Here is a 21,078-nt window from a genome sequence, read left to right on the forward strand (position 1 = left end):
ATTCTTCGGGGGATTTGACTGATGCTTAATGGCCTGTGGCTTGGCTTCTTCATCGTGGCAGCCGTGTCGGCGCTGGCGCAATGGCTGATTGGCGGCAACGCCGGGATCTTTGCGGCGATGGTGGAGAGCATTTTCGCCATGGCCAAGCTCTCGGTCGAAGTCATGGTGCTGCTGTTCGGCACCCTCACCCTGTGGCTGGGTTTCCTGCGCATCGCCGAAAAGGCCGGAATCGTCGACTGGTTGGCGAAAGTCCTCGGCCCGCTGTTCCTGCGGCTGATGCCGGAAGTCCCGGCCGGTCACCCTGCCCTTGGCCTGATCACCCTGAACTTCGCCGCCAACGGTCTGGGCCTCGACAACGCCGCCACGCCCATCGGCCTGAAAGCCATGAAGGCGCTGCAGGAGCTCAATCCCAGCGCGACCATCGCCAGTAACGCGCAAATCCTCTTCCTGGTGCTCAACGCCTCCTCCCTGACCCTACTGCCGGTAACGATCTTCATGTACCGCGCCCAGCAAGGCGCGCCGGATCCGACGCTGGTGTTCCTGCCGATCCTGCTGGCGACCAGTTGCTCGACGATTGTCGGCTTCCTCTCGGTAGCGTTTATGCAGCGCCTGCGGATCTGGGATCCGGTGGTGTTGGCTTATCTGATTCCCGGCGCGCTGGTTCTCGGTGGCTTTATGGCGCTGCTGGGCACGCTGTCGGCGACGGCGTTGGCGGGATTGTCGTCGATCCTCGGCAATCTCACGCTGTTCGGATTGATCATGTTGTTTCTGATCATCGGCGCGTTGAGGAAAGTGAAGGTTTACGAAGCGTTCGTTGAAGGCGCCAAAGAAGGTTTCGACGTTGCGAAGAATCTGCTGCCGTATCTGGTGGCGATGCTGTGTGCGGTGGGCGTGCTGCGCGCTTCCGGGGCGCTGGACTTTGGTCTGGACGGTATTCGCCATCTGGTCGAATGGGCCGGTTGGGACACGCGGTTTGTCGATGCGCTGCCGACGGCGATGGTCAAACCGTTCTCCGGCAGTGCGGCGCGGGCGATGTTGATCGAGACGATGAAAACCTCGGGCGTCGACAGCTTCCCGGCGTTGGTCGCGGCGACGATTCAGGGCAGTACTGAAACGACGTTCTATGTGTTGGCGGTGTATTTCGGCGCGGTGGGGATCCAGCGGGCAAGGCATGCGGTGGGGTGTGCGTTGCTGGCGGAGTTTGCCGGCGTGGTCGGCGCGATCTTCGTCTGCTACTGGTTCTTCGGCTAACCACTAATCCCATTGTGGGAGCGAGCTTGCTCGCGAATGCGTCCGGTCAGTCAACATCATCGCTGAATGACCCACCGCATTCGCGAGCAAGCTCGCTCCCACAAGGTTTGTGTGTTGGGCTTAGGGTTTTGGGGGCGCGAGTTTCTGGCCTTGGTCGACGGCCCAGGCCACGACTTTCGCGGTCAAGCGATCACTGGCCTGGCCAAAACCGGCGACCACCGCCGGCACCTGCACATCACTCAGCGGCTGGCGCTCTTCAAAGCGGCGACTGGCGAGAATCCGCTGGTCATAACCGCGCACCAGCAACGCATCGACCCGCACCACAACGCTGGCCTGCGTGCCCTGATACTCGGTCTGAAACGCCTGCAAACTCCCGCCCAATTCCAGATCTGCAGCAAAGTTGCTGTCATCTGTGCTCAGCAACGTCACCCGTCCATCACGCTGAAAGCCGTCGAGCAAGCGATTACGCACCAGTACCGGCGCCGGATCGCTCCAGCGCGAAGCCTTGTAACTGCTGATCATATCGCCCTGCGGAATCACCGCGATGTTCGAGCGGTTCAGGGCTTCGCTGGACTGCAATTTATTCAAGCGTAACGACCAGGTCTGAGCCGCCGCCGAACGGGTCGAGGCGGGCGCCTGTGCGGCTGGCAAGCGGTACACATCCGACGGTTCGGACTTGGGCAGGATCGAGCACGCACTGATCAAGGTGAAGCCAACGAGGAGGGCGAGGCGAGTCAGCTTCATGGCGTGAATTCCTTGTTCTTGTCACGGCCCAGCAAATAGCCGCTGGGGTTGGCCTCAAGCCGTTGCGAGATGGCGCGCAGCGAGGTCAGCGTCTCACGCAGTTCGCGGATCGCCGGGGCCAGGCCATTGAGGCCCTGCATGCCGTTGTCGAGGGAGTTTTCGTTTTTGTTGAGCAGGGCGCTGATCGTCGTCGTGCTTTGCTCCAGCGATTTCATCGCCTGCTCGGCGCTGCCCAGCGCTTGTTTGCCCTGATCGTTGAGCAAGCCGTTGGCGTTGCGCATCAGCAGCGACGTCTGTTCGAGCATGCTGCCGGCCTGTTTGCCGACCGTCGCCAGTTGCTGCATGGCTTGCTTGATGTCACCGCGTTGGTCGTTGATGGTGCCGGTGGTTTGCTCCAGATGGGCGAGGGTCTTGCTGACGCGTTCGACGTTGTCGGGGGAGAACATCTGATTGGCGTTCTGCAGCAGCGCGCTGATGCCGGTCATCAAATCGTTGGAGTCATTGAGCAAGCGCGAAATAGGCGAGGGCGACGCGACGATCAGCGGCAGCTTACCGTCATGCCCACGCAGTTTCGCGCTCTGCGGCGTGCCACCGCTGAGCTGGATGATCGACGTGCCAGTGATCCCGGCCAGCGCCAGTTTCGCCTGGGTGTCTTCTTTGACCGGGGTGTCACCGGCCAGACGAATTCGCGCCAGCACCCGGCGTGGATCCTGCGGATCGAGGCGCAGGCTGATCACGTCGCCGACCTTGATCCCGCTGTACTGCACCGAGCTGCCCTTGGACAAACCGCTGACCGCCTCGTTGAAGACGATTTCGTAATCCTTGAACTCGGTGTCGACGCTGGACTTGGCCAGGAACAGACCGAAGAGCAGGGCGCCTGCCACCACAATCACGGTGAACAGGCCGATCAACACATGATGCGCTCGGGTTTCCATGTCAGACCTCGTTGAGCAATTTGGCGGCGTCCAGCGCCGAGCGGCCGCGCGGGCCGTGGAAGTATTCGTGAATCCAGGCGTCGTCGGTCTCCGAAACGACGTCGATCGGGCCGGCGACCAGCACTTTCTTCTGCGCCAGCACCGCCACGCGATCGGTGATGGTGTAGAGCGTGTCGAGGTCGTGGGTCACCAGAAACACGCTGAGACCGAGCGCATCGCGCAGGGTCAGGATCAATTGGTCGAATTGCGCCGCGCCAATCGGATCAAGGCCGGCGGTGGGCTCATCGAGAAACAGAATGTCCGGATCCAGCGCCAAGGCCCGGGCCAGAGCGGCGCGCTTGATCATGCCGCCGGACAGCGACGAAGGATATTTATCCGCTGCCGACAATGGCAACCCGGCCAGCGCCAGCTTCACGGCGGCCAAATGTTCGGCGTCGTTACGGCTGAGGCCGGCGTGTTCAATGAGGGGCAGGGCGACGTTCTCGGTCACCGTCAGCGAGGAAAACAGCGCGCCTTTCTGGAACAGCACACCAAAGCGTCGTTCAACCATCGAACGCTCGTGCTCCGACAGACTCGGCAGGTTCTTACCGAACACTTTGACGATACCTTCGCTGGGCCGACGCAAACCGACAATGCTGCGCAACAACACCGATTTGCCGCTGCCGGAACCGCCGACCACGGCGAGGATTTCGCCTTTGTACAAATCCAGATCGAGGTTCTCATGCACGCTCTGGCTGCCGAAGCGATTGCACAGGCCACGGACTTCGATCACCGCCTCCGAGGGCGCGCGGGGTAGACGACTCACCAGCCCATCTCCATGAAGAACAGTGCGGCCACCGCGTCGAGCACGATCACCACGAAAATCGACTGCACCACGGCAGACGTCGTGTGCGCGCCGACCGACTCGGCGCTGCCGCTGACCTTGAAGCCTTCCAGGCAACCAATCGCTGCAATGATGAAGGCGAAGATCGGCGCTTTTACCAAGCCGACCAGAAAGTGCTGCACGCCGATGTCCGACTGCAACAGCGTCAGGAACATCGCCGGCGAGATATCCAGCGACACCGCGCACACCACGCCGCCGCCGATGATCCCGCAGAGCATCGCCAGAAAGGTCAACATCGGCAGTGCCACCAGCATCGCCAGCACGCGCGGCACCACCAGCAGCTCCATCGGGTCGAGGCCGAGGGTGCGGATCGCGTCGATTTCTTCGTTGGCCTTCATCGAGCCGATCTGCGCGGTGAAGGCACTGGCAGTGCGCCCGGCCATCAGGATCGCGGTGAGCAGCACGCCGAATTCACGCAGGAACGAGAAACCGACCAGATCCACGGTAAAAATCGTCGCGCCGAAACTGGCCAGCACCGTCGCGCCGAGGAACGCCACCACCGCGCCGACCAGAAAGGTCAGCAACGCCACGATCGGTGCGGCGTCGAGGCCGGTCTGTTCGATGTGCGCAATCATTGGCGTAATGCGCCAGCGCTTGGGCCGGAACAGGTTGCGAGCGATGGTTTCCAGAATCAGGCCGACGAAGCCGAGCAGTTGCAGGGTGTCCTGCCAGACCGTATCGACCGCACGACCAATGCGTGTGAGCAATTGCACGCTGACGCTGATTTCCGCTTCCTTGATCGGCACGCAGAAATCAGTCATCGAGCGATACACGGTTTGCAGCAACGCGCGATCGGCGGTGGAAATCGTGCAATCAGGGTGCTCGGCAGATTTACCGAGGCGCTCGGAGCCGAGCAGTTCGACCAGCAGCGAAGCGCCAGCGGTATCGAGGGCGCCGAGGCTGTTGAGGTCAATCGGGGTGTTGGCGTCGTATTGGCCGTGGAGCTTTTCGCTGAGGGTCTTGAGCTCGGCGTAATGGGCAAGCGTCCAGTCCCCGGTCACGCGCAGGCGGGCAGGGCTGATCGACGTGTCCAGTTGGGCATTGCCGCTGATCGAACTGCTGGTCATAAGCTCCGTGCTTTTCGGCTGATTACGCTGGGATAGGTAATAGCACGAACCTGACTACTTTTCTTTGATGGCTGTGCTGTCGGTGATTTCGAAGCGCAGCACGCCGATCACCTGGCCATCCTCGGTCAGCACCCGCACCTGCCATTTGCCCGCCGGGTTGCCGGGGAAATTCTGCTTGTGCGTCCACGCCCGGTAGCCTTCCTTGCGCCCGCCGTGGATGTCGAGCGGGATGCGATCGACCTCTTTGCCGTTGAACTGCCAGACGTGATAAATCCGCTCATCGAGCCCGCGTGGCGCGTTGATCGCGGTGTAGGCGTAGAGGCCATCGCCACGAATCTGCTCGGCGCTGACCGTGTCGAGGCTGGCGCCGGGGGTGCGATCCTGCAATTGCGTGCTGATCGCCACGTCGGTCATCCACAAAGTCGCCGGCGGTACCCACGAACGCAACACCCAACCGACGCCGCCGATGCCGACGGTGATGCACAGAATCGCCAGCGCGTTGCGCACCGTGCGGATCGGGAAGATCGACGCCAGGCTCGGGAACGACAACAGCACGGCAATGCCCAGCGCCCACTTGAAACTCTGCGAGGTGGTCAAATGCATGATCACCGGCAATGCGGTGAGCAGGGCGGCGAACAGGGTCAGGGTGTGCAACGCGAGGAACGCCCAGCGCCGTGGCGCCAGCCATTTGTAATAGAGAGGATCGACGATGGAGATCAGTGCCGCGACGCTGAGCAGGCCGGTGAAAACCAGTTGACCGCTGTTCCACGTCGTGGTGATGAAGAAGAACGGCAGGACGAAAAACAGGCTTTCCTGGTGAATCATCTGCGTCGCGTAACGCAGCAACGGCTGGGGAATTTCCCGTTTGAAGATGCGGGTGAACAGGCCGGTGAGGGTGTTTTCCAGCATCAGCCAGATCCAGCTGAGCAGCATGATCACCGTGATCCAGCTCGCCAGCCCTTGCTGACGATCGACCATGATGAAACTGCCGACCCCGGAGATGAAACCACCGAGCGCAATGACCCCGGGATAGCGCTTCATCAGTTCGAGAATGCGCTGGATCAGGAGCTGTATTTTCGGCATGTCGGGGTTCACAACGCTGTAGGAAAAATCCTCGACAGAGTAGCGCCCGCCGGGCGCTGTGGCGAGGCTGCCGGTCACTTATTCGGTGTATTTCAGGGCCTCAAAAGATCGCAGCCTTCGGCAGCTCCTACATTTGGAATGCAACCCCCTGTAGGAGCTGCCGAAGGCTGCGATCTTTTGATCTTCAACCCCGCTTACGATGCAAACGCCAGCCGATCAGAATCAGCATCAACACACCGATTCCACCCGCACTCAACCACAACACCTGATCATCACTGATCAACGGCTTTTCAATCCGCAAATACCCCGGCTGCAACAGCAACTCGCGCATGGCTTTGTTCGCCGCTTCCAGCGTCACCCCTTGCAGCTCGCGCGCCGGGTTGGCGAAGCGGCCGTCCTCGTAATCGCTCAGGGCACTCCAGTAATAATCCGCCATCGCGCTATTACCCTGCACTGCCCACGCCTGATGGGCGATGGATGCCTGTTTGATGCGGGCAAAAGTCGCCGGGTCGAGACCGTTTTTCAGCAGGTCGGCCTTGAGGTCTTCGAGCACCTGGATGGCTTCGTCGACGTCATCGCGATCCAGATCGGCGTTCAGGCTCATGAAGCCGACACCACCAAACACTTCGCGCTCAGCCCACGGCCCGTACGACAAACCGTGGTTGAGGCGGATCTGCCGGTACAGCGCCCAGTCCAGATAATCCTTGAGGATGTCGAACGTCTCGTCGTACTGATCGTCAATCACCGGTTCCGGCACCAGCCAGTGCAGCTTGGCGCTGTCGCCGATAAAGCCACGGGTGAGGGTGCGTTCATGGGCGGCGCTGGTGCGGATGTCCGGCAGCGGTCGATGCTCGCTCGGCTCAACCGCTTCGAGTGCGCCCCAGGCGCGTTCGAGATAGGCCGGCAGCAGTTTGTCGAGTTCACCGACGACGATCAGGGTCATGTTGTTTGGCGCGTACCAGGCTTTGCGCACCTTCTCCAGTTGCTCTTGGGTCAGGTGGCCGACCTCGGCGCGTTGCGGGCATTTCAGACCCAGTTCGACGGCGAGCTGATTGCTCGCGGTGTGGCCGAGATCCTGGCGATCGAGGAAGCGTTGCAGACGCGTGTAATGGCCGCCGTCCTCGCGCTCGACCACGCGTTTGGCGGCGTTGATCGCGTTTTCGTCGATGCGTGTTTGCGTGAGCAGATCGAGCAGCAGGTCGAGCACCTTGCGCTGGTTTTTCGCCGGGGCTTCGATGACGAACGTGGTGTCGGCGTTGCTGGTAAAGGCGTTCCAGTCACCGCCCAGTGCCTGCATGCGTTCCTCTAAACCACCTTCGCCCGTGGCGTCGATGCCGCTGAACAGCAGATGCTCGAGCAGGTGCGGCAGCTCTTTGTCGTCGCAATCGAAATCATCGAGGCCGACGCCGACCACCAAGCGGATCGCCACATGCCCGCGTTCGGTGCCGGGTTTGAGCAGCAACTGCAAACCGTTGGGCAGCGCATAGCCTTCGACCTGAAAGCGATCCAGGGCGAAGGCGGGCAGGGAACCGAGCAACAGACAGGCGAACAACAGGCAACGCATAACAGGCTTCCATACGGCTGATTTGGAGATCCGTGTCGCTATTCAGGCCGCCATTCGCGAGCAGGCTCGCTCCCACTTTTGAAACGCATTCCCCTGTGGGAGCGAGCCTGCTCGCGAAGGTCTTAAAGCTGAATCAATGTTACTGACTAACCCGAGCCCCAGACGTTCAAGGCGAATGCGTGATGTCGGCAATATCATCCGACGCCAGTGCCCCGGTGTCCGCCGTTTCCAGCACCACATACGCACTGCCGCAAAACAGCGAATTCAAACGCTTCATGTCGGCAATCAACTCCAGGTGCAGCGAACTGGTTTCAATACTCTGCACGATCTTGCGTTGCAAACGGCTGACATGCGCGTGGGCCAAACGGCGTTCCTGCGCGCGGAAGCGGCGTTTCTCACGCAGCAATTGCCGGGCGCTTTCGCGATCACCGCTGAGGAATACCGACAGCCCCAAACGCAGGTTGGAGATCAATTGCTGCTGCAGCCCGGCCAGATCTTCCAGGCCTTCTTCGGAGAACGAGCGGCGCTGCGAGGTTTTCTGCTGCTGGATCTTGCGCAGCATGCGCTCGATCAGATCACTGGCGAGTTTCAGGTTGATCGCCAGTTCGATGATCTCGGCCCAGCGTCGACTGTCTTGCTCGCCGAGGTCTTCGCGCGGCATCTGCGCCAGGTAGAGCTTGATCGCGCTGTACAGCGATTCGATGTCGTCGGTCTGCCGGCGGATTTCCTGAGTGACGGCGGTTTGCTTGCCGCGCAGCACATCGAGGGTGGCGTCGAGCATGTTTTCCAGCAAATCGCCCATGCGCAGGGTTTCCCGCGCGGCGTTGGCCAGCGCCAGACTCGGTGTGACCAGCGCGGTGGCGTCGAGGTGACGCGGTTTGGCGGTGCCGTTGAGCTCCGGCCGCTCCGGCAGCAGCCAGGCGCAGAGTCGCGCCATCGGGCCGACGCTCGGCAACAGAATCAGACAGCGCGCGGTGTTGTAGAGCAGGTGGAAGCCGATGACCATTTCCTGCGGGCTGAAATCGAGGCTGTCGATCCAGTGCACCAGCGGGTCGAGCACCGGGATGATCAGCAGCAGGCCGATCAGTTTGTACAACAGACTGCCCAACGCCACTTGCCGGCCAGCGGCGTTCTGCATGCTGGTGCTCATGAACGCCAGCACGCCGCTGCCGATGTTGGCGCCGATCACCAGACCGATCGCCACCGGCAGACTGATGACACTGGCGCCGGCCAGCGTCGCGGTGAGCAGCACGGCGGCGAGGCTGGAGTAGGAAATCATCGCGAACAGCGCGCCGACCAAGGCGTCGAGAAGGATATCGCCGGTCAGCGATGCGAAAATCACCTTCACGCCCTGAGCGTGGGTGATCGGCGCGGCGGCCTCGACGATCAGTTGCAGCGCGAGAATGATCAGGCCGAGACCGATCGACACCCGGCCCATTTGCCCGAGCCGCGTCTGTTTGCGCGACAGAAAGAAAATCACCCCGAGGAAAATCAGCAGCGGCGACAGCCACGACAGGTCGAAGGTCAGCACCCGCGCCATCAGCGCGGTACCGACGTCGGCGCCGAGCATGGTCGCCAGCGCCGGGGTCAGCGCCATCAGGCCCTGGCCGACGAAAGAGGTGACGAGCATGGCGGTGGCGTTGCTGCTCTGCACCATGGCGGTCACGAGGATGCCGGCCACGAACGCGAGCCAGCGCTTGGACATGTTCTGGCCAATCACATGGCGCAGATTGGTGCCGTACACCCGCAGGATGCCGGTTCGAACGATGTGCGTGCCCCAGATCAGCAGGGCGACGGCGGAAAGCAGATTGAGCAGGGTGAGCATGCAGACCCCCTGTAATAGCAGTGCCCCAAAGGAGCAAGTTGACGGTACCGCGCGGTTTCTACGTTTTTGATACTTAAGCTGTAGTTGGCTAACGGACTGGGCGCCAGCATTGCACAGCTAAAGTGTTGATTGAAACAAAAGTGTCATGAAAAGCGCTTCATGCACCCACCCGAATCCACCACAAAACCTTGTAGGAGCATGGCTTGCCAGCGAAGGCGTCTATTCAGCCAACATTGATATTGCTGACACTCCGCTTTCGCTGGCAAGCCATGCTCCTACAGGGGTTGCGGTGTCTGGATATCGCCCAAAACAAATGTGGGAGCGGGCTTGCTCGCGAATGCGGTGGGTCAGCCAACATTGCTGTCGACTGACACTCCGCCTTCGCGAGCAAGCCCACTCCCACAGGGGTAATGCGTATTGCCGGACTACCGGGTTACTGGCCCGGGATGTCCTTGCGCAGTTTCACCGGGTCTTGCTGCTTTTTCTTGCGGGCAATCGCGCCGCGCAGTTTGATGTTGATCGCCTCAACCGCCAGCGAGAAGCCCATCGCGAAGTAGACGTAGCCTTTCGGCACATGCACGTCGAACGACTCGGCAATCAGCACGGTACCAACCACCAGCAGGAACGACAGCGCGAGCATCTTCAGCGACGGGTGCTTGTCGATGAACTCGCTGATCTTGCCCGACGCCAGCATCATCACCAGCACCGCCACAACAATCGCCGCGACCATCACCGGCACGTGAGAAACCATGCCGACAGCAGTGATCACCGAATCCAGCGAGAAGACGATGTCGATAATCGCAATCTGAATGATGGTGTAGAGGAAGTTGCCGCCCTTGCCGCCGGGGGTGTCGTCGCTTTCGTCTTCACCTTCCAGCGCGTGATACATCTCCTGCGAGCTCTTCCACAGCAGGAACAGACCACCGAAGAACAGGATCAGGTCGCGACCGGAAATGCCCTGGCCGAACACTTCGAACAGGTCGGCGGTGAGGCGCATGACCCAAGTGATCGACAGCAGCAACAGGATCCGCGTGATCATGGCCAGGCCAAGACCGAAGATCCGGGTGCGCTGCTGCATGTGCTTGGGCATGCGGCTGACCAGGATCGAAATCATGATGATGTTATCGATGCCGAGGACGATTTCCAGGGCGGTCAGGGTGAAGAAGGCAACCCAGATTTCGGGGTTGGTCAGCCATTCCATGTGTATTCCTTTGAGCGTGTGTTAAACCAAGACGCCAGCAAGCAGCTGGCGTGTTGGTGAGTTGATGCCGTTACAAAGTGCTGAACAGCGGGAAAGTCCCCAACAGCAATGCCGCCACAAGTATGCACATGCAGACCAGCACTGCCCACTTCAGGGTGAAACGTTGATGGTCACCGAACTCGATACCGGCCAAAGCCACCAGCAGGTAAGTCGACGGCACCAGCGGACTGAGCAAGTGGACGGGCTGACCGACGATCGAGGCACGTGCCATTTCCACCGCGGTGATGCCGTAATGGCTGGCCGCTTCGGACAACACCGGCAACACACCGTAGTAGAACGCGTCGTTCGACATGAAGAACGTGAACGGCATGCTCACCAGCGCCGTGATCACCGCCAGGTACGGGCCGAGGAAATCCGGAATCACTGCCAACAGGCTTTTCGACATGGCGTCGACCATGCCGGTTCCGGAGAGGATACCGGTGAAGATACCCGCAGCGAAAATCAGACTGACCACCGACAGCACGCTACCGGCGTGGGCCGCGACACGATCCTTCTGCATTTGCAGGCACGGGTAGTTGACGATCATCGCGATACTGAACGCCACCATGAACAGCACCGGCAGCGGCAGCAGGCCGGCGATCAGGGTGCACATCAACACCAACGTCAGCAGACCGTTGAACCAGATCAGCTTCGGACGACGGGCATCCGGGAACTGCGAGACGCTGATTTCGCTGTGATCCATTTCATCGCCGATCAGATGCAACTCACCGAGGCGCGCACGCTCACGTTTACCGTAGAAGTAGGCAATGATCAGGATCGCCACCACACCGGCGGCCATGGCCGGGATCATCGGCACGAAAATGTCCGAAGGATCGACATGCAGCGCACTCGCCGCACGGGCAGTCGGGCCGCCCCACGGGGTCATGTTCATCACGCCACCGGCAAGAATGATCAGACCGGCCATGATCCGCGGGCTCATGCCGATGCGGCTGTACAGCGGCAGCATGGCGGCCACGCAGATCATGTAAGTGGTCGCGCCGTCACCATCGAGAGAAACCACGAGCGCCAGGACGGCGGTGCCGACCGAAACTTTCAGCGGGTCGCCCTTGACCAATTTGAGGATCTTGCGCACGGCCGGGTCGAACAGGCCGGAGTCGATCATCAGGGCGAAATACAGAATGGCGAACATCAGCATCACGCCGGTCGGCGCCAGCTTGGTGATGCCTTCGAGCATCATCGGGCCGATCTTCGGTGCAAAACCACCGAATAGAGCGAACAGAATCGGGATCACGATCAGAGCGATCAGCGCGGACAGGCGCTTGGTCATGATCAGGAACATGAACGTGATGACCATGGCGAAGCCAAGGAAAGTCAGCATGGGAATACTCCAGGCGTAGCGCGGCTAGTGAGGTGAGCGGATCGGCGAGGGATCAGCGCAGAACGGCAAGCACGAGACGTACGGGCGGAGTCACAGCGAGGAGGCGGCCTACAGAGGACATCAGAATCACCATTGTTGTTGTTAATTGGGCCGCGCGAGCGAGACATCACACGCATTGGCCAACCGGTCTGTTGCCGGAAGTGGAGGCGATCCTAATCGCGGAAGCTTTCAGCTACCTTTCGCTGGTGAAAGCTTTGAATAAACGGTCAACCGGTCGTCGGATGCGAACTTGAGTCAATAAACACGGGAAGGAGGGCGTTCAACATGAGCCAATTGCACAGCGGCGGCTGCCATTGCGGAAACATTCGTTATCAGTTCAGCGGGCCTTTGCACGACATCGCCCACTGCCATTGTTCGATCTGCCGCAAGGTCAGCGGCGGGATTGTCACGACATGGATCAGCGTGCCGGCGGCGAATTTCCAATGGCTGGCCGGGACGCCGTCGCGGTATGACTCATCGCCAAGTTGCGCGCGATACTTCTGCCCGACCTGTGGCGCGCAACTGGCGTTGGTCACGCTGCTCAGCCCTGAGGTCATCGACGTGACCATCGCCACGCTGGATCAGCCGGAGCTGGCGCCGGCCGAGCGGCATATCTGGACGGACAGCCAATTGCCGTGGCTGCATCTGGACGAACATCTACCGGGTGAAGCCGAAGAAACGCTTTGATTAAAAAATAGACAGATCCAGCGGCCGGATCGCGCCCATCCAGATCGCGTGTTCCGTGTGGTCGAGCAAGTCATTCCCCGTGTCCGGGTGCAGAAACACCACCAGGCCTTTGCGATTCAGCGCCAGCCACGGCAGCACATCGGCAATCAGCTCGGGGCCGAAGGCCAATTGGCAGCTCCAGTCCGGGTGCGGGCCGACCGGGCGTTCGTGGACGCGGCCCATTTTCAACGGAAACAACTGCGCGGCCTGCTCGCACAATGTCCGCGCTTGCTCAATGGTGCTGGCGTCGAAATAGACGTGGGCGTGATAACCCTTGATCGCTTGCATCTGAAAGCCTCTGAATCGGTTCGAACCCTCGGCGTTACCCGTATGTCACACGCCATACAAGGGATAACAAAAGGGATCAGCCATGAAAAATGCCGAAACCCCGGCGGTAAAAGTGGTGCTCTATGGTGCCATGAGTAGCCTGGGCGGTGCGTTGATGGCTGAGTTGCTGCGTCGCCAGCACGAAGTCATCGCCATCCTCGACGACCTCACCGCGCTCGCGCCGCGTCCGGGTCTACGTACGAAAAGCGGTGATCTGTTCGATTCCGAGCGGGTTAATCAAAGTGTGGCAGGCAGTTCGGCGGTCATCTGTTTATTGGATGCGCCGGGGTTGCCGTTCAGTAGCGACCACGTTGAACACTCAGTGGTGCTCGGGCCGGTTGAGCAAGTATTGGCCGTAGATGCTTTGGTCGACGGTCTGCAAGCGGCGAATGTTTCGCGACTGTTTTTGGTAGGAGAGTTCTCGGTGCTCGACGAACCGGAACTGGACGATCGCCTGCAACGCCACGCCGCCGAGGAAATCCGTGAAGCGCTGCAAAGCAGCCCGCTGCAGTGGACGCTGGTCAATGCGCCGCATGGCGTGGCCGGGCTGACGATTGAGCATTTCAGTCAGGTTGGCGGCAATCTGGAACCGGGATTGGCGGAGCCGCTGGAACGCCTGAATCGCGTAGCGGTGGGGATTGCTGATGAGCTGCGGCTGAATTTGCATGTGGGTCAGCATGTAAATTTTGTGGCGGCTTCAGACTCGTAAAAGATCGCAGCCTTCGGCAGCTCCTACAGGGGACCGCGTTCTTAATGTAGGAGCTGCCGCAGGCTGCGATCTTTTGACTTTCAAACCGCGATCGAAGGCAGTGCGAGTCCATCAAGCGATTCGGCGCTGCTCGCCTGCTCCGCCATCAACCAATCCACAAACTGTTGAATCAACACCCCACGCCGTTTGCGCTGCGGCAACACCACGTAATACCCCAACCGCGACAGCGTCGTTTCAGCAATCGGCCGACACAACAAACCCTGTCTCAGCAAGTTATCCACAAGGTGCCGCCAGCCAATCGCCACGCCTTGCCCGCCGATCGCCGCTTGAATCAACAGCGTGTAATTGTCGAAGCGCAACTGCCCCGGCGCCGGCGGCGTGCTGATGCCTAACTCGCGAAACAGTCCGCTCCAGTCAAACCAGTTGCTGCTGTTTTCGCCACGCAGGTGCAGCAGCGGCAGCTCCAGCAGCGCCTGAGCGGGCAAGGGCAGGGCGCGTTCCTTGAGCAATTGCGGGCTGCACACCGGGAACACTTCTTCGCTGAACAACCAATGGCTCTCGCCCTGCTTGAAGCGCCCGTCGCCAAACAGGATCGCCACGTCGATGTCGGTGCGCAGCATGTTGTGGTTGCGTTCGCTGGTGACCAGGCTGACGTCGACGTGGGGATTGGCCTCATGGAAGCGGTGCAGACGCGGCATCAGCCAGTACGCGGCGAAGGCGAAGTCGGTGGCAACTTGCAGTACCTCATGTTGCTGCTGTGCGCTGATCGCGCTCAACCCGGCGTCGATATTCTGCAAACCCAGGCTAACTTGCTCGAAAAGGATTGCACCGACTTCGGTTAACTCGATGCCTCGGTAGATGCGATCAAACAGCCGCGTGCCGAGCTGTTCCTCCAGTCGTTTGATCTGCTGGCTGATCGCCGGTTGCGTGGTGCCCAATTCGACCGCTGCTGCAGTAAAACTGCGATGACGAGCGGCGGCTTCGAAGGCGCGTAGCAGGTCGAGCGACAGATCGCCCAAGGCTTCATACATAAGCTGTGCTTATCCTAGTCATTGCCCAGCGCGGGCTTTACCCGACAGAGCATGGACTCCATGCTCGATCGCAGCAATGTCGCATAAATATTCACTATGGAATGCCGCGATCACATGAAGCGCAAGAATATTCTTTTCATCATGGCCGATCAGATGGCCGCGCCAATGTTGCCGTTCTACGGCCCATCGCCAATCAAACTGCCGAATCTTTCCCGCCTCGCCGCCCAAGGCGTGGTGTTCGATGCCGCGTACTGCAACAGCCCGTTGTGCGCGCCGTCGCGTTTCACCCTGGTCAGTGGCCAGTTGCCGAGCAAGATCGGTGCCTACGACAACGCTGCCGATTTTCCTGCTGATGTGCCGACTTACGCCCACTACTTGCGCCGTCTCGGCTACCGCACGGCGCTGTCGGGCAAGATGCATTTCTGTGGCCCGGATCAGTTGCACGGTTACGAAGAGCGTCTGACCAGCGACATCTATCCGGCCGATTACGGTTGGTCAGTGAACTGGGATGAGCCGGACGTGCGTCCGACCTGGTATCACAACATGTCCTCTGTGTTGCAGGCCGGGCCGTGCGTGCGCACCAACCAACTCGATTTCGACGAAGAGGTGGTGTTCAAGGCGCAGCAGTACCTGTTCGATCACATCCGCGAAGATGGCGATCAGCCGTTTTGCCTGACCGTATCGATGACTCACCCACACGACCCGTACACGATTCCCAAAGCGTTCTGGGATTTGTACGACGATGCCGATATCCCTTTGCCTACAGCCCCGGATCAACACGAGCTCGATCCGCACTCGCAGCGCCTGCTCAAGGTTTATGACCTGTGGGATAAACCGCTGCCTGTGGATAAGATCCGAGATGCGCGTCGGGCGTATTTCGGGGCGTGCAGTTATATCGACGCCAACGTCGGCAAACTTCTGCTAACCCTCGAGGAAACCGGGCTGATCGATGACACCATCATTGTGTTCTCCGGTGACCACGGCGACATGCTCGGCGAGAAAGGCCTCTGGTACAAAATGCACTGGTACGAAATGGCCGCCCGCGTGCCGCTGTTGATCAGTGCGCCGGGCCAATTTGGTGCCGGTCGGGTCAGCGCGGCGGTGTCTACCGCTGACCTGTTGCCGACTTTCGTGGAACTGGCCGGCGGCACCCTGGAGCCGGGCTTGCCACTGGATGGCCGCTCGCTGGTCTCGCATCTGCAAGGGCAGGGCGGTCACGACGAAGTGTTCGGCGAATACATGGCCGAAGGCACTGTCAGCCCGTTGATGATGATCCGTCGCGACGCCTACAAATTTATCTACAGTGAAAGCGACCCTTGCCTACTCTTCGACGTAAGCAACGATCCGCGCGAACTGGAAGAACTCAGTCAATCGCCGCAACATCGCCGGCTGTTCGACGATTTTCTTGCCGAAGCGCGGGCCAAATGGGACATTCCGGCGATTCACCAAGAGGTGCTCGCCAGCCAGCGCCGCCGCCGTTTTGTCGCCGACGCACTAACGATCGGCAAGCTGAAGAGCTGGGACCACCAGCCGCTGGTTGACGCCAGTCAGCAGTACATGCGCAACCATATCGACCTCGATGATCTGGAACGCAAAGCACGTTATCCACAACCCTGCCAAAACCAATAATGTTAAGGGGAAGTCCATGCGTAAGTTATCCACAGTAGTGACGGTTGGCCTGCTCGCACTGAGCAGCGCCTCGGCGTTCGCCGAGCAGAGTTGCGACACGGTGAAAATGGCCGACCCGGGCTGGAGCGACATTGCCGCGACCAACGCGATCACCGGGTTTCTGCTGGACGGCATGGGCTACAAGGCCAAGGTCGACACCCTCGCGGTGCCTATCACCTTTGGCGGTTTGAAGGATGGCCAGGTGGATGTGTTTCTCGGTAATTGGATGCCGGCGCAGCAGGGCTTCTACGACAAGTTCGTCGCTACCGGTGACGTCACGCAACTGGCGAAAAACCTCGACGGCACCGAATTCACCCTCGCCGTGCCGGACTACGTGTGGGACGCGGGTGTGCATAACTTTGCCGATCTGAATAAGTATGCCGACAAGTTTGATCGCAAGATTTACGGCATCGGCTCGGGTGCGCCGGCGAATATCTCGTTGCAGGAAATCATCAAAAAGAACGACTTCGACCTGGGCCAGTGGAAGCTGATCGAGTCCAGCGAACAGGCGATGTTGGCCGAAGTGTCGCGGGCGGTGAAGAAACAGAAATTCGTCACCTTCCTTGGCTGGACGCCGCACCCGATGAACGTGCAGTTGAAGATGCATTACCTGAAAGGAGGCGAGAAGTACTTTGGCGACACCGGCAGCGTGTTTACGTTGACGCGTAAGGGCTATGCCGAGGCGTGTCCGAATGTGGGTAAATTGCTGACCAATCTGTCGTTCACGCAGGAGATGGAGAACAGCATCATGGCTGAGGTGGTGAACAAGAAGATCACTAATGCCGCGGCGGCGAAGGCGTGGATCAAGGCGAATCCGGCGGTGTTGGACAAGTGGCTGGACGAGGTGAAGACGGTAGACGGGAAGGATGCGTTGGCGGCGGTTAAGGCGAAGCTTTGATTGTGGGGTGATTGGATGAGTGATCGGCTTGAGATTTTTGCCCCCTCACCCCAGCCCTCTCCCCCAAGGGGGCGAGGGGAAAGGGAGCCGATCGTTGTTGGATTCTAAACTTGCGCTCAACTCCGAAATTGCAGGTCAGTGCATCTCCACCAAACACCTCGGTCAGTCCCCTCTCCCTCCGGGAGAGGGCTAGGGTGAGGGCCCTTTCCCTGACACCCTGATAACCTTGAACAAAACCCCAACCGCGAGGATCCATGGCCTTCCCCAGCCGCCACTCACTCTTTCCCTTTCTCACCTGGCTCCCGCGGCAATCCCGCGCCAGCGTAGGACGGGATCTGATCGTCGGCCTCAGCGGCGCAATTCTCGCGTTACCCCAGTCGATTGCCTACGCACTGATTGCCGGTCTCCCACCCGAATACGGTCTCTACGCTGCGATCATTCCGGTGTTGATCGCCTGCCTGTGGGGCTCATCGTGGCACCTGATCTGCGGACCGACCGCCGCTATTTCCATCGTGCTGTTCGCCAGCGTCAGCCCTTTGGCCGTGCCGGCGTCGCAGGACTACATCACCCTCATTCTTCTACTGACCTTCCTCGCCGGGATTTTCCAGTGGCTGCTCGGCCTGCTGCGCTTCGGCGCGCTGGTGAATTTCGTCTCGCATTCGGTGGTGCTCGGCTTCACCCTCGGTGCGGCGGTGGTGATCGCCATTGGCCAATTGCCGAACCTGTTGGGGCTGGAGTTATCGGCGAAAGCCACGGCATTGGCGAGTCTGATGGATCTGCTGCAACACCTCAGGGCTGTGGATAAACCTTCACTCGTTCTCGGCGTGGCCACAGTGGTGGTCGGCGTGGTGCTCAAACAACTGCTGCCGCGCTGGCCGACGCTGTTGATCACGCTGGTGCTCGCCAGTCTGTTGGTGTGGTTGTGGCCGGCGATGTTTGGCCATGTGCATCTGGTCAGCGCCTTCGTCGGGCGATTGCCGCCGTTCAGTACGTTGCCGCTGGATCTGGATTTGATCCTGCGTCTGCTGCCGAGCGCCGTGGCGGTAGGCATGCTCGGGCTGGTCACCAGCCTGTCGATCGCGCGCTCGATTTCCGCTCGGTCACAGCAGTTGCTCAACGCCAATCAGGAAGTCCGCGCGCAGGGTCTATCGAATATTGTCGGGGCGTTTTTTTCCGGGTCGTTGTCGGCCGGATCGTTTACCCGCTCGGGATTGAGTTATGAGGCCGGCGCCTGTTCGCCACTGGCCGGGGTGTTTTCGGCGATCTGGGTGGCGCTGTTTGCGATTTTCGGTGCGGGGCTGATTTCACATATTCCGATTCCCGCCATGGCCGGCAGCATTCTGTTGATTGCCTGGGGACTGGTCGATCATCGCGGCATCCGCGCATTGCTGCGGGTCAGTCGTGCCGAGTTCGTGGTCATGGCGCTGACCTGCCTCGCGACATTGTTACTGGAATTGCAGACGGCGATTTATGCCGGGGTGCTGGCGTCGCTGTTCTTCTATCTCAAGCGCACCTCGCAGCCGCGCGTGCAGCATTGGCGCGACGGTGAGGATGATGTGTTGCGGGTCGGCGGTTCGATTTTTTTCGGCGCCAGCCATTACCTGCAAGTGCGCTTGCAGCGGATGCACGGCGCGCGGGTGGTGATCGAGGCGCAGCAGATCAACTTCATCGATTATTCGGGGGTGGAGATGCTGCATCAGGAGGCGCGGCGCTTGTTGAGCCAGAATCGTAGTTTGACCTTGCGCCGGGCGCGGCCGCAGGTGGTGGAGGAATTGAGAAAGCTTGAGGGGCCGGAGAAATGTCCGATCCGGTTTGAGGATTGATCCAGGATCGGCGGTGCGGCCATTCGCGAGCAAGCCCGCTCCCACATTTGCAATGCATTCCACTGTGGGAGCGGGCTTGCTCGCGAAGCTTTTAAAGGGCTAATTGTCGACGCAATTCTTCGAGTACTGGCGCCGTGTCTGGGCGCACACCCCGCCACAAAAAGAACGCCTCGGCGGCCTGCTCAGCAAGCATCCCCAACCCATCCATCGACACCGCCGCGCCATGCTCGCTGGCCCAGCGGCAGAACGCCGTCGGTTCCTTGCCGTACATCATGTCGTAGCACAGGGTTTTGCCCGGTTCGATCAGGCTCGGCGCAATCGGCGGTACATCACCGGTCAGGCTCGCCGACGTCGCATTGATGATCACGTCCACCGGCTCGCGCAGCCAGTCAAAACCACTGGCGGATACCGGCCCGAGGTCGCAGAACAACTCGGCCAGCAACTCAGCCTTGTCCACCGTGCGATTGGCGATGATCACCGAGGCCGGTTTCTCCGCCAGCAACGGTTCGAGCGCCCCGCGCACCGCGCCGCCAGCGCCGAGTAACAGAATGCGTTTGCCGGTCAGGCTGAACCCGGCGTTTACCGTCAGATCCCGCACCAGTCCGGCGCCGTCAGTGTTGTCGCCGAGCAATGAACCGTCGGCGAGTTTGCTCAAGGTGTTCACCGCGCCAGCACGTTCTGCTCGGGCGGTCAGGCTGTTGGCCAAGCGATAAGCGTCTTCCTTGAACGGCACGGTCACATTGGCGCCGCGACCTTGTACGAAAAAGGCTTCAGCACAGCCGGAAAAATCGTCGAGCGGCGCCAGCAGGGTGCTGTAGTCGAGGCTCTGGCCGGTCTGTTCGGCGAACAATTTGTGAATCATCGGCGATTTGCTGTGGCCGATCGGGTTACCGAAAACGACGTAACGATCCATCAGAAATCCTCAGGCTTCGGCCAACCAGTCGCGGTCTTGCAGGAAGTACTCGGTCAGACGCGCTTCTTCGCTGCCCGGTTCAGCCTTCCAGTCATAGCCCCAGCGCACTTGCGGCGGCAGCGACATCAGGATCGACTCGGTACGTCCGCCCGATTGCAGGCCGAACAACGTGCCACGGTCATAAACCAGGTTGAATTCAACGTAGCGACCACGGCGGAATTCCTGGAACTCACGCTGCTGCGCGGTGAACGCAGCGTTTTTGCGGCGCTGCACAATCGGCAGATACGCATCGATGTAGGCGTCGCCGATGGCGCGCATGAAAGCGAAGCTGGTGTCGAAGTCCCACTCGTTCAAGTCATCGAAGAACAGCCCGCCGATGCCGCGCGGTTCGTGGCGGTGCTTGATGTGGAAGTAGGTGTCGCACCAGGCCTTGTAGCGCGGATAAACGTCGGTGCCGAACGGCGCGCAGGCCTGTTCGGCGACGCGATGCCAGTGGATGCAGTCTTCTTCGTTGCCGTAATACGGAGTCAGGTCGAAGCCACCACCGAACCACCAGACCGGCTCTTCGCCTTCTTTCTCGGCGATGAAAAAACGCACATTGGCGTGAGACGTCGGCACATGCGGGTTGTGCGGGTGGATCACCAGCGACACGCCGAGGGCCTCGAAACCGCGACCGGCCAATTCCGGGCGATGGGCGCTGGCCGATGGCGGCAGACCGCTGCCGAAAACGTGGGAAAAGTTGACGCCGCCCTTTTCGATCAGCGTGCCATTCTCGATCACGCGGGTGCGACCGCCACCGCCGGCAGGCCGGGTCCAGGCGTCTTCGACGAAGCGCGTGCCGCCGTCTTCGCTTTCGAGTGCGGCGCAGATGCGGTCTTGCAGGTCGAGCAGATAGGCCTTTACGGCGTCGGTGCGGGTCGTCATGGCTTCACCTTGAATCGGGCGGCGCCCCGCAGGCGGGCGACGCAAATGGGCGCGTAGCATACCACCGCAGAACAGCGCGCCGCAGTTGA

19 protein-coding genes are annotated in these 21,078 nt (G+C 60.5%); 6 read left to right on the forward strand and 13 right to left on the reverse strand.

Annotated elements, in window-relative coordinates; translation table 11 throughout:
- The first annotated feature begins 21 nt into the window (after window positions 1-21).
- On the forward strand, window positions 22-1,251 hold the full coding sequence (locus tag GVL50_RS12960) for a nucleoside recognition domain-containing protein (RefSeq protein ID WP_159813394.1): 1,230 nt from the start codon (window positions 22-24) through the stop codon (window positions 1,249-1,251).
- A 120-nt stretch (window positions 1,252-1,371) separates the two neighbouring features.
- Here the strand turns inward: GVL50_RS12960 and GVL50_RS12965 are convergent, their stop codons facing one another.
- From GVL50_RS12965 to GVL50_RS13005, 9 genes are all read right to left on the reverse strand, one after another.
- The gene (locus tag GVL50_RS12965; protein WP_159813396.1) at window positions 1,372-1,995 is read right to left on the reverse strand and encodes an ABC-type transport auxiliary lipoprotein family protein; all 624 of its coding nucleotides are present in this window, start codon (window positions 1,993-1,995) and stop codon (window positions 1,372-1,374) included.
- On the reverse strand, window positions 1,992-2,930 hold the full coding sequence (locus GVL50_RS12970) for an MlaD family protein (RefSeq protein ID WP_159813398.1): 939 nt from the start codon (window positions 2,928-2,930) through the stop codon (window positions 1,992-1,994). Before GVL50_RS12970 ends, GVL50_RS12965 begins: the two co-directional genes overlap by 4 nt.
- A gap of 1 nt (window position 2,931) precedes the next feature.
- Complete coding sequence (locus tag GVL50_RS12975) at window positions 2,932-3,735, reverse strand: ABC transporter ATP-binding protein (protein WP_053125373.1); 804 nt, start codon at window positions 3,733-3,735, stop codon at window positions 2,932-2,934.
- Window positions 3,732-4,880, reverse strand: coding sequence for an ABC transporter permease (locus GVL50_RS12980; RefSeq protein ID WP_053125372.1), 1,149 nt, complete (start codon window positions 4,878-4,880; stop codon window positions 3,732-3,734). The genes GVL50_RS12975 and GVL50_RS12980 overlap by 4 nt, the downstream gene beginning before the upstream one ends.
- 54 nt (window positions 4,881-4,934) lie before the next feature.
- The gene (locus tag GVL50_RS12985; protein ID WP_053125370.1) at window positions 4,935-5,963 is read right to left on the reverse strand and encodes a DUF5924 family protein; all 1,029 of its coding nucleotides are present in this window, start codon (window positions 5,961-5,963) and stop codon (window positions 4,935-4,937) included.
- A gap of 184 nt (window positions 5,964-6,147) precedes the next feature.
- On the reverse strand, window positions 6,148-7,527 hold the full coding sequence (locus GVL50_RS12990; RefSeq protein WP_159813400.1) for a pitrilysin family protein: 1,380 nt from the start codon (window positions 7,525-7,527) through the stop codon (window positions 6,148-6,150).
- A gap of 166 nt (window positions 7,528-7,693) precedes the next feature.
- On the reverse strand, window positions 7,694-9,352 hold the full coding sequence (locus GVL50_RS12995; RefSeq protein WP_159813402.1) for a Na/Pi cotransporter family protein: 1,659 nt from the start codon (window positions 9,350-9,352) through the stop codon (window positions 7,694-7,696).
- Between the two features lie 433 nt (window positions 9,353-9,785).
- Window positions 9,786-10,553: a TerC family protein gene (locus GVL50_RS13000; RefSeq protein ID WP_159813404.1), complete on the reverse strand. Its 768-nt coding sequence runs from the start codon at window positions 10,551-10,553 to the stop codon at window positions 9,786-9,788.
- Window positions 10,554-10,623: 70 nt separating this feature from the next.
- Window positions 10,624-11,931: a CitMHS family transporter gene (locus GVL50_RS13005; protein WP_053125357.1), complete on the reverse strand. Its 1,308-nt coding sequence runs from the start codon at window positions 11,929-11,931 to the stop codon at window positions 10,624-10,626.
- A 324-nt stretch (window positions 11,932-12,255) separates the two neighbouring features.
- On the opposite strand from GVL50_RS13005, the gene GVL50_RS13010 reads away from it, so the two are divergent.
- On the forward strand, window positions 12,256-12,657 hold the full coding sequence (locus GVL50_RS13010; RefSeq protein ID WP_159813406.1) for a GFA family protein: 402 nt from the start codon (window positions 12,256-12,258) through the stop codon (window positions 12,655-12,657).
- On the opposite strand, the gene GVL50_RS13015 is transcribed toward GVL50_RS13010, so the two are convergent.
- Window positions 12,658-12,984 (reverse strand): DOPA 4,5-dioxygenase family protein, encoded by a 327-nt coding sequence (locus tag GVL50_RS13015; protein WP_159813408.1) that lies wholly within the window; start codon window positions 12,982-12,984, stop codon window positions 12,658-12,660.
- An 82-nt stretch (window positions 12,985-13,066) separates the two neighbouring features.
- On the opposite strand from GVL50_RS13015, the gene GVL50_RS13020 reads away from it, so the two are divergent.
- Window positions 13,067-13,732, forward strand: a complete 666-nt coding sequence (locus GVL50_RS13020) for an NAD(P)-dependent oxidoreductase (RefSeq protein WP_159813410.1) — start codon at window positions 13,067-13,069, stop codon at window positions 13,730-13,732.
- 80 nt (window positions 13,733-13,812) lie between these two features.
- Here the strand turns inward: GVL50_RS13020 and GVL50_RS13025 are convergent, their stop codons facing one another.
- Entirely contained in the window at window positions 13,813-14,763 is a 951-nt protein-coding gene (locus GVL50_RS13025; RefSeq protein WP_159813412.1) for a LysR family transcriptional regulator, read from the reverse strand.
- A 114-nt stretch (window positions 14,764-14,877) separates the two neighbouring features.
- Between GVL50_RS13025 and betC the strand changes: the two genes are divergently transcribed.
- From betC to GVL50_RS13040, 3 genes are all read left to right on the forward strand, one after another.
- On the forward strand, window positions 14,878-16,392 hold the full coding sequence (betC, locus tag GVL50_RS13030) for a choline-sulfatase (RefSeq protein ID WP_159813414.1): 1,515 nt from the start codon (window positions 14,878-14,880) through the stop codon (window positions 16,390-16,392).
- Between the two features lie 16 nt (window positions 16,393-16,408).
- Entirely contained in the window at window positions 16,409-17,329 is a 921-nt protein-coding gene (gene choX / locus GVL50_RS13035; protein ID WP_159813416.1) for a choline ABC transporter substrate-binding protein, read from the forward strand.
- Window positions 17,330-17,583: 254 nt separating this feature from the next.
- Complete coding sequence (locus GVL50_RS13040; protein ID WP_159813418.1) at window positions 17,584-19,152, forward strand: SulP family inorganic anion transporter; 1,569 nt, start codon at window positions 17,584-17,586, stop codon at window positions 19,150-19,152.
- A 91-nt stretch (window positions 19,153-19,243) separates the two neighbouring features.
- On the opposite strand, the gene aroE is transcribed toward GVL50_RS13040, so the two are convergent.
- Window positions 19,244-20,065 (reverse strand): shikimate dehydrogenase, encoded by an 822-nt coding sequence (gene aroE / locus GVL50_RS13045; protein ID WP_159813420.1) that lies wholly within the window; start codon window positions 20,063-20,065, stop codon window positions 19,244-19,246.
- A gap of 9 nt (window positions 20,066-20,074) precedes the next feature.
- Window positions 20,075-20,989, reverse strand: a complete 915-nt coding sequence (gene hemF, locus GVL50_RS13050) for an oxygen-dependent coproporphyrinogen oxidase (protein WP_053125461.1) — start codon at window positions 20,987-20,989, stop codon at window positions 20,075-20,077.
- Window positions 20,990-21,078: the final 89 nt, after the last annotated feature.

The sequence above is a fragment of the Pseudomonas sp. 18058 genome (genome assembly GCF_902706155.1).
Taxonomy (GTDB): domain Bacteria; phylum Pseudomonadota; class Gammaproteobacteria; order Pseudomonadales; family Pseudomonadaceae; genus Aquipseudomonas; species Aquipseudomonas rustica.